This is a genomic window from Spirosoma arboris (assembly GCF_009754945.1).
In the GTDB taxonomy this organism is placed as follows: domain Bacteria; phylum Bacteroidota; class Bacteroidia; order Cytophagales; family Spirosomataceae; genus Spirosoma; species Spirosoma arboris.
The window spans coordinates 71,865-84,015 of sequence record NZ_WPIN01000023.1 but is presented as its reverse complement, the minus strand read 5'-3'; the positions used below and the strand labels follow the sequence as shown (position 1 = coordinate 84,015).

Genomic DNA, 12,151 nt, shown 5'->3' with positions numbered 1-12,151 from the left:
TTCACGATTGTCCACTCTATTATGCACCGTTCGCTGGCTACTTTTCTTTCCTTACTGAGCCTACTAGTAGGCTTGAGTGCCTGCGTCGATCCGGTAGCCTTGCCCATTCGCCAAATCGAACGTCGCCTGGTCGTTGATGGGCTGATAACCGATGAAGCTCCACCCTATTTGATCAAGCTGACCTATTCGGGTAATCTGACCGGTTCTCTGTTAATTCCTGAAGAATTGGCGGTCAACGGAGCTGAGGCTACCGTGTCCGATAATACAGGGCGCACAGTCAGTCTGGAACAGGATGCGTTGAATCCGGCTTATTACTGGCTGCGCGATCCCACCTTTCGTGGACAACCCGGTCGATCCTACACGCTTTCGGTCAAGCTGCCTGACGGCAGTCATTACCAGTCCCGGTCAGAGCCTTTACAAGCTGTGGCTCCCCTGGACCCTCTGGACGCTCAGTATTACCGCCAGATTCGGGAATTGGGGCAACCGGATATCTACCAGATCCGGGTTGATACGCAGGACCCGCCCACACCAGGCAATTTTTACCGGTGGGAAGCCCAGAGTTATCTACCTCGCTGGGCAAAGAGTGATCCGCTTCATGCCCCACCTACTCCACCCGGCGAGCGCCCTCAAGTTTGTAATACCTGTTCGTGTTGGGTTCCTTATCTTGGACCGCTGACGGAGGTTTTATCGGATGAGCGGATCAATGGCCATCGCATTAGCGGGCGGCTTGTGTTGAGTTCTCCCATTTATGCGGTGGGCAATCAATACGTTCAGGTCCGCCAGTATTCCCTGAGTCGAGGGGCTTACCAATACTGGTTACTTTTCGAGCAGCAGCGCAGTCGAAGTGGTTCCTTGTTTGACCCTCAACCTGCTTCAATCGAAGGCAACGTACGCGCCATGTCTGACACGACTATCTTGGCTCTGGGCTATTTTGGGGCTTCGGCTGTCAGTCAGCAACGATTAACGATACCCGGCGACACCATTAATATCAACTGGTTCCTGAATCAGTTTGGCAGCCGGTTTATTCCCGAAAAACAAGACTGTTTCCAGGCTTATCCCCAGGCCCAGCTCACTCCCCCCAGCGGTTATCCACCTCGGTAGTCTGTTGTGGTGTTCATCACCAGCCAAAACTGGACACCAAGCGAACCAATCGGCTAGTCTCTAATTGCTTCGTTTCTAATTAAATTTCCCAATTTCTTCCAGAATTGGGTTGTTATTTTGACTGAAACGAATGCAGTTGATGCGGCATGAGGGATTGAAAACGGACTGAGAAAGAATTCCGGATTCTCCCGTAAATGCACCGATTGCGCTATAGGTTATTAATCAATGGCTATAAATTCCTGACAGTTAGTAAAGCAATAGACCTTATTGGCGTATGGGAAGTTTCATCATGATAATGATAACTGCTGGAGTGGTTGGTCTGAGTATTGCGGCTCTATGGTGGGAAAGCCGACAAGCTACCCAGCACAAGTTAAAGAAGAAAAAAAAGAAGCGAAAGTAGCAATGCCTTCTGCCTATCCTTATCCGTATAAACCTATTATCCATCCGATCATTATGCGTCTGTTTACTATAGTGTTCTTATTGATTTCCTCTGTCATATTGGCGCAGTCGCCACAACCAGTTAACTCCTTACCCCCATTGTCTCGACCTAAACTCGTCGTTGGGGTTGTCGTTGATCAGATGCGTTACGACTACTGGTATCGGTACTATGATAAATACGTGGATGGGGGCTTCCGGCGGCTCCTAGCGGATGGGTTCAACTGTCGTAATCACCATTATCATTATGCACTGACGGTTACGGCAGCTGGTCACGCATCAGTGTACACGGGCTCGATGCCGGCCATTCATGGCATCGTTGGCAATGAATGGTACGACAAACAACTGAGCAAAGGTGTGTATTGCGTAGGAGATAGCACCGTACAGGCAGTAGGAACGACAAATGAATCGGCGGGCAAAATGTCGCCCCGAAACCTGATGGTCAGCACCGTTACCGATCAATTGCGGATTGGCACCAACTACCAGTCGAAAACAATAGGCATTGCCCTTAAAGATCGAGGAGCTATTCTTCCTGCTGGCCATACGGCCAATGGTGCTTACTGGTTCGATAGTAAAACAGGCAACTGGATTACCAGTACATTCTACCGCCCTGACCTACCCCAATGGGTAAAAGATTACAATGACAAAAAACGCCCTGCTGACCTAATGAAATCTGGCTGGCAGACGCTATTACCCATTGATCAGTATACCGAAAGTACCGCCGACAATAAAGCCTACGAATTCAAACTGGCCGGTGCTAAAAAATCCGTTTTCCCTTATGATCTGGCAGGTCGGGCAGGAGATGCCTTTGGTATCATTGCCAGTACTCCTCAGGGCAATACAATAACCAAGGAAATGGCCCTCGAAGCACTGAAAAACGAGAATCTGGGAAAAGGAACGGCCACTGATTTTCTGGCCATCAGTTTCTCAACCCCCGATTACGTAGGCCATGCCTTTGGCCCTAATTCCGTCGAAGAGGAAGACATTTATTTGCGTCTGGACCGCGATCTGGCGGAGCTATTAAGCACATTAGACAATTGGGTGGGTAAAGGGAATTATCTTTTTTTTCTGACAGCTGATCACGGCGTTATGGACGTCGTTGAGTTATGGCAGGAACATCATCTTCCGGCGGGGCGCATTAATAGTGGAGAGATCAACTCTACCATTAAAGAGACACTAACCGAAAAATTTGGCAAAGGCGATTACATCCGTGCGTCGGAGAACTATCAGCTGTATCTTAATCACGAAACGCTGCGGGCTAAAAAAATTACGATTCGAGATGCTTATGAAGCTATTCGAGAACGTGTTCTTAATGAAAGGGGTATCGCTAACGTATTGAATTTACATGATTTAGCAACGGCTACGCTAAACGACTACCAGCTGACCTTGTATAAGAATGGCAACCATATCAAACGAAGTGGAGATATTCAACTCGTTATTGAACCGGGCTGGATGTCGGGAGGCAGCACGGCCAGTCATGGTGGCCCCTATGCTTATGATACCCATATTCCTTTACTGTTTTATGGCTGGGGAATTAAAGCGGGAGAAACTTTCTCCCGTACCATTGTAGCTGATACAGCCCCAACGGTGTCTGCCCTTTTACATATCCTGGAGCCCAATGGTAATGTTGGCAAAGTCATTGAGCCACTCTTCCCCTAAACAGGGATATGGCTCTTCGCGATATAGCTTTTGAACCATTGGCCACATGCCATGCTGCGCTTTTGACGTGGCGACCTTTTTCTCATTTTGACTACAAATCCCCTCAATTCGACTACAGCCAACTACTGGGAGAGCCTGACCTTTGATGCATCATTAATTATCAAGTTTACGATATGACACATCAGAGTGAAAAGGCAAACAGTCAACCGACAACAACATCTGTACCTTCTACTAAAATCTGGTTCATTACGGGGGCTTCCCGTGGATTTGGACGTGTTTGGACTGAGGCCGCCCTCAAGCGTGGCGACAAGGTGGCTGCTACCGCACGCAGGTTGGAAAGCATTGCTGGCCTGAACGAAAAATATGGAGAAAATGTGCTAACACTGGAACTGGACGTGACACGGCCAGATCAGGTAAAAACAGCCGTAGAGCAAGCTTACGCTCATTTCGGCAGGCTCGATATTGTGTTTAATAACGCCGGTTATTCACTAGTGGGCACTATTGAGGAAGCCAGCGCAGATGATATTCGCGCACTTTACGAAACGAATGTAATTGGGCCGGTTTCTGTTATTCAGGCAGCTCTGCCGCTGCTACGGAAGCAGGGTGGCGGTCACATCCTGGGCACATCGAGCAATCTTGGCCACGTAACCTTACCCGTGATTGGCTACTACTGTTCGTCAAAATGGGCATTCGAGGCAATTCATGAAAGCCTGGCCGCAGAAGTTAAACCGTTTGGTATCAACGTAACCATTATCGAGCCGGGTGCCTACGCCACCGAATTCGGAAGTCAGGAATCCTTGAAGTTCGCCCAAGGTCTCGACATCTACACCGGTTTCAAGGCGCAGTTTATTGATAATTTAAAAACGCTGGAAAGGGGCGATCCGGAAGCAACCCCGGAAGCGCTCTTCAACGTTGTAGATGCAGAAAATCCACCATTGAGATTCTTTTTAGGCAGTCATTGTTTGCCTTGGGTACGAGCAGCATACGCCGAGCGTCTGGCGACCTGGGAAGCGTGGGAAGATGTTTCTAATTCGGCTCAGGGTTCATCCAACTAAGGAACTCAGGCACTGGAAAATTTATTGATAAAGCATCCATGATAACCGATCGTTAAATGGAGGTCGGTTATCATTTTTCATCCACTAAGTTATGAAGAAGGAAGAAAACAGCCCTTATAAAATAGAATCACTAACCGATGCGCACCGGGCATTTGGTTTACTGAAACCTCAGCATCCGTTGGTTAGTTTGATCAATGGCTCCTATACGCAGGTTGACGGGTCCAAGATTCCTCACTACCACGTGCTTGGCTTTTATAAGATAGCCTATAAACCCAAACTGAAGGGTAATTTAAGGTACGGTCAGAGTTATTATGATTTTGATGAAGGTGGTCTGTTATTTGCGTCTCCAGGCCAGCTCATCGGCAGCAATAATAACGATGTCAGCGCGTGTTCGGAGTATACATTGCTGATTCATCCGGATTTCTTTTTAGGCTATCCCCTGGCCAAAACCATCAGGCAGTATGGCTTCTTCTCGTATTCAACCAATGAAACGTTGCATCTTTCTGAGGATGAAAAAGGAACAATCTTTGAGATCTTCAACCTAATCGATAAAGAATTGTCCAGCCGGATCGATGATTTCAGTCAGGACGTAGTTATTTCTCAAATTGAGTTGTTGCTGAACTATGCGAATCGTTTTTATAAACGTCAGTTCATTACCCGAAAAGCGGTAAACCATAATCTGCTACAAAAGCTGGAGGAGGAACTGGAGCATTATTTTAACACGCAGGCGTTGTTAGAACAGGGCTTGCCAACCGTCAGTTATCTGGCTGATCACCTCAACCTATCGCCCAGTTATTTAAGTGATATGCTGCGGTCATTGATCGGACAAAATGCACAGCAGTATATTCATGATAAACTGATTGAAAAAGCAAAAGAGCAACTGTCTACCACTACTTTATCGATAAGCGAAGTGGCATACGCTTTAGGATTTGAGCATTCGCAATCGTTTAGCAAGCTATTTAAAACGAAAACGAACCTTTCGCCACTAGAATTCAGACGGTCGTTCAATTAAGCCAATTCGCTCCGATTTTCCTGTCCTGTAAGCTCACGTTCCCTTACAATCGAAGCAATTTTAAGCAGCTCCTGTTCTCACCATAGGCTAATTCGACGTTTATTTGTGACTCGGCGAATCTTGCTTCTTTTCCAAATGCTGCAAATCAAGAATTTCAGAAAATCATATAACAGCCATGTCGTTCTTCAGATCGATACCTTTACGATTACACCGGGTATTTACTGGGTTCGGGGCAGTAATGGATCGGGCAAGAGCACGTTTCTGAAAGCACTAGCGGGTATAACGTCTTTTGAGGGCGATATTATCCTAAACGAACGATTGAACATCAAGAAGCAGTCGGTAGCCTATCGTAGTGTAGTCAATTTTGCCGAAGCCGAGCCCATATTCCCTGAATTTCTAACCGGAATCGAACTCATTCGATTGTTTAAATCAGCCAAAAACGTGTCCAGCCATCAGGAGGATTTCTATCTGGAAAGTATGCATATGACTTCTTATGTGAACGATCCGGTCAGTACGTATTCGAGTGGCATGCTTAAAAAACTTTCCCTGGTTCTGGCTTTTCTGGGGAGGCCCACCTGTATCCTGTTAGATGAACCCCTGACGACACTTGATGTCGAATCCTTACCTATTCTGTATTCATGGATTGCCAGACAGTGCCACCAGCAGGAAACAATCGTTTTGCTGTCGTCGCATCAGGCATTCGAGGGAGGCCTTCTACCGACCGTTCAGGAAATAGTCGTTGAGCATACTACAATACGGTATAACTCATGAAAAGACCCCTGACCCGCGTATTAGTCAAAGTAGTGACCAACGGTTTTTACCGGGAGCATACCGGCTTATTGCTATCTCTGTTTATCGTTATTTTTATCAACTTCTTCTATACTAGTGTACTGAATCAGACCCACTTAACCAAAGAACAAATCATTCTGAATGCGTTAAAACTAGCCATCACGTCGGTTAGCGAGCCATTGGGCGTGGTGTTCCTGTTTAGTCTCTGTTTCCTGTACACGATGAAAAGCTGGCAATACGTTGCCGGACGGCTGAAGCGAGTGGACGTCCAGTTTTTGTTTTATAGTAGTAATGCGCTAAGTCAGGTCCGGCAGGTTCAGTCCTGGTCAATAGTTCAGCTTATCATTGTACTACCCATTGTTGCCTTAGGCGTATTTGCCATGATCATCGGATTTGCTTTCGGGCACTGGATCATTCCTTTACTGATACCCGTTTATCTGCTGACGCTTATTTTGTACAGTGCTTCGTATTATACTCGATTGATCAATACGACGGTTACCGAACCAGCTAACGTAACTCGGTTAACCTGGCTAAGAAGTTGGCCCAAGCCGTTCTTTAGCCTGTTTTTATATGAAGTGATCGCCAAGAAACGCGTCACGTATGCCATTACCAAATTAGCATCAGCGATCAGCATTGTACTCATTTTCACTATATTCCCAGACGCCCATACAGATATACGACTGTTCGGAATACTAAGTTTATGTATTGCTCTGGCACACGTTATACTCATTTATCAGTCGAGTGAGTTCGAGTTATTCTATCTGCGTTTCGCCCGAAACTTTCCTTACAGCCAATGGCAGTTGTACTGTCAGCAAGGAGCCCTGTATAGTTTACTGTTGCTACCGGAGATAGTCTGGTTTCTGGCTGTCGGTGGGGTCAGAGAGGGACTGATCGGTACCTTGTTGACGCTCAGTATAACCCTATTATTTCGCGCTCTTCTGTACGGGCTCGGCCAACGTATGGATTATTATTTACGGGCAGTATTCGGGTTGTTTACTTTTTCCCTTTTACTCATTCTGTTCGGATTTACAGAACTGCTTGCCGTTGGTAATATAGTGGCTGCCTGGGGGCTACTTTATCGCTATCACTATCAGTCTTTAGGCTAAGAAACAGTCAATTGACTAATTCAGAAAGCCTCGTTTAAGTAGCCAATCGTTTTAATTGAATATTATCAACCGGGCGAATCACTAAGGGTACTTTTTCAATTTTAACCGAACTGCTGTCCAGGCCAAACCAGCGATCTTCAGACGTAGTATATCCCTTAATAAAAAAGTAAATATTCATGATGAACCGCTCACGAAAGGGCAGTTCATTTTCAAAAGAAAGGAACTTCTCCAGAACCACAAATCGAAAATCACCAATGACGTTCTGACGACTGAGCGATTCATAGCGACTCGTAATATCAACCTCCTTATTACGAACCATGTCTTCGATCACTTTGCGGAAGAATAGATTGATCCGCTGCTCGACCCGGAAACCCAGTTTAAACGTCACCTTATAGGCATCATCGGGAGCGATGGTGTTCACTTTATATTCCATTGTATACGGATCATCGGTGGTATCCACGTGCACAAACCAGTAGATATCAGCGCGTTTGGGTCGTTTTTGAAAAATCGAATAAATGATTTTCGACTCAATTTCCGACTGGCGACCTGCATTGCTCATGAATACCAGGTGAGTAGCATACTTGGGAATACTAATATCCCGACTAAGCTCTTTGATTGCCTGGATATAGTGGTCAATCCGCACATATTCGGTCAGGCGTAACTTAATCTGAAAGGCTTGCAACCAGATATACATAACCGACGCAATGGCCGCTCCAATTAACACAGAAACCCAGCCACCATGCGGAAACTTGATCAGGTTAGCCACTAAAAAACTACCTTCCAGACCTAGATAGACCGTCAGAAATAAAACGACCCACCAAGCCTGGTACTTGTGAGTATACAGGTAATACGACATCAGTAATGTTGTCATCAACATCGTCAGCGTAATAGCCAACCCATAAGCGGCTTCCATATTGGACGATTTCTGGAAGTAAAGGACAACGCCAACGCATCCTGCCCATAGCAGCAGGTTAACGCTCGGCACATACAGCTGCCCCTTTTGTGCACTAGGGTATCGCAGTTGAACCTTGGGCCAGAAGTTTAGTCGAATGGCTTCGCTGATCAGGGTAAACGACCCACTAATCAGCGCCTGGCTGGCAATGACCGTGGCCGCAGTAGCGATAATAATGCCCAGAGTAAGAAACCAGGGGGGCATTAACTCATAGAACGGAATTCGTTCATTCAGTGACTGACCTTCTACACTCAGCAACCAGGCACCCTGCCCCAAATAATTCAGGATCAGGCACGTTTTCACGAATGCCCAGCTCAATCGAATATTGCCTCGCCCACAGTGACCCATGTCTGAATACAAGGCTTCGGCCCCTGTTGTGCATAGAAATACTGAGCCTAATAACCAGAATCCGCCGGGGTATTCTGATACTAACCACCAGGCATGGTATGGGTTTAACGCAGTAAGAATACCGGGAGCCTGCACAATCTGAAAAATACCCAGCGTACCCAACATGATAAACCAGACTAACATAATAGGGCCAAAAGCAGTACCCACCACACTAGTCCCAAACGCCTGAATTAGAAAAAGAATGGTTAGGATGACCAGGACAATCTGAATAATCAGCGTGTCCGTAATGGTCGGATACAGCAGCCGCAGGCCTTCAACCGCCGAGGAAACTGAAATAGGGGGCGTAATAATGCCATCGGCCAATAGGGCCGAACCGCCTATAATGGCAGGCAACGTTAACCAGCGGGCATGCCGGCGAATGAGTGCGTAAAGCGCAAAAATGCCACCCTCTCCCCGGTTATCGGCCCGCAAGATCAGAATAACATACTTCACCGTTGTTTGTAAAGTAAGCGTCCAGAATACGCAGGAAAGCGCCCCCAGTACGACCTCTGCTTTAATGGCAGCTGTTGGCCCAATAATAGCCCGTAACGTATAGAGTGGTGAGGTACCAATATCTCCATAAATGATACCCATGGCAACCAGCAACCCAGCCGCCGAAACAGTATCGATATTTTTTTTATCAGTCATAGAAATTAAGTAGGGTGGTTGCGTACAATGCACCCTTTGGTCGGTTGTATACTAGGCTGAGCAATGAGCTCCCGTTGGGAAAACAGCCATTCTCCATCAGGTTATTAATCGATTGAATTTAACCTGATGGTCGACGAATTACTTCCATAACAGATAGGGCAGCTAATGCCAGCAGATTAGCCGTTATACCAATTGTCCAGCGATCCTCACTCCTCGCGAAGAGCATTACTAAAGCAGCCAGTAGATTCACTCGAATGAGCGCCAGACGAGATAGCGTATGCATCTGGCTTAACGATTCATTCCGTTGGCGGACAAGGCTTGAGTTAACCGTCTGATCATCAGAAGGTCTGTTTGTAGCAACTGTCAGATACACACCAGCAGCCCCAAACAGCACGAGTAGAACAGGTAGAAAATCAGAAGAATGATAAACAGTCTTCATCGTAAATAGCCCCAGAATGCTACTTATGAAAGCTGCGGACAGGAGGTAAATTCGTGTAAAACGCACGTCTTGCTCATTGATACGTTTACTCAGAAGGGCAAGAACCACACTACGAATGAGTCCCAGGATGAACAGGACACTCAACAACATGCGCAGCCATTCCTGCCGCGACACAAAATGATCGGGCTTATCATTGTCATTTAGGTAGATTGGGAATCGACCGGGCAGATAATCCCATACCAGCCAAACGCCCAGTAACGGTATACCGACGATCAATAAGCTATATATTTTATACCTGGTTTTCATTAATTGGAAAACAGGATTATGCACCGAGAAACGTAACTTAATCACATCTGTCTGCTGCATTTTGGGTAATCCGATACAGTTCGCAGCTAGTGGATGAATTCGTTTAGCCAAACCTGTGCCAGATTGTATTCTTGCCGCAGCCTATTACCTATAAGACACTATTAATGAGCCCATTACTAGATATAAACTAAAAATGTTCTAACTGTGAACCCGCGGATAGTTTTCCATTTTGGTAAGGTTGTTTTTCAAAATGGTAGGGCAAATAAGTATTGTAAGAATAAATCATGAAACCGAAAGGCATACCACCGATTGTAGCGCGAGGGTGGTTTAGATCATAAATTTTTACATCATAGGATTAAACGAAAATCTTTATCGGAATTTCCCAATGTCATTCGGCTTTACGCTTGATTTGCCTGACTTGTAAGTAGAGTCAGAATTTAAGTTAAGAAATGTAGTGCGGTAAATATCCCGCCAATATTGGCGGGATATTCCTCAATATCGCTCGTTGCGTTTCTGGCTCCCCACGACTATTCGGATCGATCTATTTTTTTCTTTATAACTCAAAAGCCCCTTCCTTGCGGTTGGGGCTTTTGGCTTTACAAAGGGTATGGTTGAAGCGTCATTCAGATTTCCCAGTCGCAAGCGACCTCTGAATAACGGTTCAAAATTAGCTTGATGACGCCCGCCAGACTATCACTCTTGTTGCAAATACTGTAACTCTTGTTGCATTTATCGCAAAAAAACGCCAGCCTCAGCGAGACTGGCGTTTGAGCAATCTTATCCACACCATCGTACATCGCTGTACGTGACTGTTCAATACTACGAAAAATCGATGTTAATGGACTATCAGCCTGAAGAGTTAGTTACTGATTTTCAGACAAATCAACTTTATTATCCCTAAGTGAACCTTAACCAGATCTCGCCTGGTCAACAGCAGCCTTCCATTGATATAATTCGGGGTATTTATCACGTACCTTTTTCGGCTTAAGGGTCATCATTTGTCGGGCTGCCTGCTCAAAAGACTGTCCCATGGCACTATCTGGCGGAGTAGCAATCGTGTCTCCTAAAGCCGACTGTACGAAGATAGGGCCAGCGGGTGGCGGTGTTGGCTGTAGAGAAGACGTATCACTCAAGGCGGCAGATAGGCTGGCAATTCCGGGAGTTTGCTTCCTTCTGGCCTCCACAGCAGCTGAATATGGTTTACCAGGAGTAAATTTTTCGGCCAGAAATTGTAATACAGACGTGTGATCGAAAAGCGAATGGCAAACACTCCCTGATTTAACCCAGGGTGAAATCAGAATACCTGGTATCCTTGGTCCTAAACTATCAAATGTAAAAGGTGGCGTATGCGTAGTCTGACTTTGAAAATCGGGTGGTGCCACATGATCATAGAAACCGCCATGCTCGTCATAGTAAACGACCATTAATGTTTCTTTCCAGACAGCCGGATTAGCGATAGCGGCTTCATAGGTTCTGCGCAGGAAATCTTCTCCCCAACCAATTGCTAACGGAGCATGATTGTCGTTGGGATGGTCAGGGCCAATATGCGGAGCATCCTGATAGCTTGGCTCCACAATAATTACTTGCGGAACATCTCCCTGCTGCATATCGCTATAGAGACGTTCATAATCCCGAAACTTACTCCCCAGGACATAGCTCCACAAACTGGGATACAATCCAAAAAAAGAAAAACCATCATGGTAGACCCGCCAGCTAATCCCAGCCTGATTCAGCCAGTCAAATAAATTACCCGTAGCAGGAATCACCTGTAGACCCGTCTTGTAAATGGCGCTTTCTCCACAAAATGCCATCGTACGATTAGGTTGTGTGCTCGTTGGCAGCGATGAAAACCATCGGTCACAGACGCAATATTGACGGGCTAAAAAGCTGGTAATAGGCACTTGAGTCGATTTGAAGAAACCCATCGGTTCGGCCTGCACATTAGGATTCTCCTGCGTAAAATCAGCGTAGGCTTCAACGAATCCGGACATAGTCAGTTTTCCGTTGACACTTGAACGAGCCAGCTGGGTAGCTACCTGATTAAACTCGTGCGGAATATCTGAAGATAATTGGGTATCGCTGGGTATTGAAAATGGTATATAGCTCCCCCCCTGATATATATTCTCGTACTGTTGCAGAGGCTCCCGTAAGCCGTCAGCATTGGGTTGTAATCCTTCATAGCTCAAGTGACCCAGCATGTGATCAAACGAGCGATTCTCAAACATGAGCAGGATAATGGTCTTAATATTTTCGATAGCCATA

At 46.1% G+C, this 12,151-nt stretch carries 9 protein-coding genes; 6 read left to right on the top strand and 3 right to left on the bottom strand.

Annotated features, from left to right (window positions below):
- Positions 1–21: 21 nt before the first annotated feature.
- The 6 genes from GO755_RS35960 (at position 22) to GO755_RS35935 (ending at position 7,157) form a co-directional block, all read left to right on the top strand.
- Positions 22–1,101, top strand: a complete 1,080-nt coding sequence (locus GO755_RS35960) for a DUF4249 domain-containing protein (RefSeq protein WP_227687224.1) — start codon at positions 22–24, stop codon at positions 1,099–1,101.
- A gap of 453 nt (positions 1,102–1,554) precedes the next feature.
- The gene (gene pafA, locus GO755_RS35955) at positions 1,555–3,195 is read left to right on the top strand and encodes an alkaline phosphatase PafA (protein ID WP_157590329.1); all 1,641 of its coding nucleotides are present in this window, start codon (positions 1,555–1,557) and stop codon (positions 3,193–3,195) included.
- 173 nt (positions 3,196–3,368) lie between these two features.
- Entirely contained in the window at positions 3,369–4,250 is an 882-nt protein-coding gene (locus GO755_RS35950; RefSeq protein ID WP_157590273.1) for an SDR family NAD(P)-dependent oxidoreductase, read from the top strand.
- A 91-nt stretch (positions 4,251–4,341) separates the two neighbouring features.
- Entirely contained in the window at positions 4,342–5,262 is a 921-nt protein-coding gene (locus GO755_RS35945) for a helix-turn-helix domain-containing protein (RefSeq protein ID WP_157590272.1), read from the top strand.
- Positions 5,263–5,397: 135 nt separating this feature from the next.
- Positions 5,398–6,033: an ABC transporter ATP-binding protein gene (locus GO755_RS35940; protein WP_157590271.1), complete on the top strand. Its 636-nt coding sequence runs from the start codon at positions 5,398–5,400 to the stop codon at positions 6,031–6,033.
- Complete coding sequence (locus GO755_RS35935; protein ID WP_157590270.1) at positions 6,030–7,157, top strand: hypothetical protein; 1,128 nt, start codon at positions 6,030–6,032, stop codon at positions 7,155–7,157. The genes GO755_RS35940 and GO755_RS35935 overlap by 4 nt, the downstream gene beginning before the upstream one ends.
- A 34-nt stretch (positions 7,158–7,191) precedes the next feature.
- Here GO755_RS35935 and GO755_RS35930 read toward each other — a convergent pair whose 3' ends face one another.
- The 3 genes from GO755_RS35930 to GO755_RS35920 all read right to left on the bottom strand — a co-directional run bounded on the left by GO755_RS35930 (position 7,192) and on the right by GO755_RS35920 (position 12,150).
- Positions 7,192–9,144, bottom strand: a complete 1,953-nt coding sequence (locus GO755_RS35930; protein WP_157590269.1) for a KUP/HAK/KT family potassium transporter — start codon at positions 9,142–9,144, stop codon at positions 7,192–7,194.
- Positions 9,145–9,262: 118 nt separating this feature from the next.
- On the bottom strand, positions 9,263–10,000 hold the full coding sequence (locus GO755_RS35925) for a hypothetical protein (RefSeq protein ID WP_157590268.1): 738 nt from the start codon (positions 9,998–10,000) through the stop codon (positions 9,263–9,265).
- A gap of 797 nt (positions 10,001–10,797) precedes the next feature.
- Positions 10,798–12,150: an alkaline phosphatase family protein gene (locus tag GO755_RS35920; RefSeq protein ID WP_157590267.1), complete on the bottom strand. Its 1,353-nt coding sequence runs from the start codon at positions 12,148–12,150 to the stop codon at positions 10,798–10,800.
- Position 12,151: the final 1 nt, after the last annotated feature.

Coding starts and splice junctions, on each gene's coding strand:
- GO755_RS35960 (WP_227687224.1), top strand. CDS start 22: ATGCACCGTTCGCTGGCTACTTTTCTTTCCTTACTGAGCCTACTAGTA.
- GO755_RS35920 (WP_157590267.1), bottom strand. CDS start 12,150: ATGGCTATCGAAAATATTAAGACCATTATCCTGCTCATGTTTGAGAAT.
- GO755_RS35940 (WP_157590271.1), top strand. CDS start 5,398: ATGCTGCAAATCAAGAATTTCAGAAAATCATATAACAGCCATGTCGTT.
- GO755_RS35930 (WP_157590269.1), bottom strand. CDS start 9,144: ATGACTGATAAAAAAAATATCGATACTGTTTCGGCGGCTGGGTTGCTG.
- GO755_RS35950 (WP_157590273.1), top strand. CDS start 3,369: ATGACACATCAGAGTGAAAAGGCAAACAGTCAACCGACAACAACATCT.
- GO755_RS35935 (WP_157590270.1), top strand. CDS start 6,030: ATGAAAAGACCCCTGACCCGCGTATTAGTCAAAGTAGTGACCAACGGT.
- pafA (WP_157590329.1), top strand. CDS start 1,555: ATGCGTCTGTTTACTATAGTGTTCTTATTGATTTCCTCTGTCATATTG.
- GO755_RS35945 (WP_157590272.1), top strand. CDS start 4,342: ATGAAGAAGGAAGAAAACAGCCCTTATAAAATAGAATCACTAACCGAT.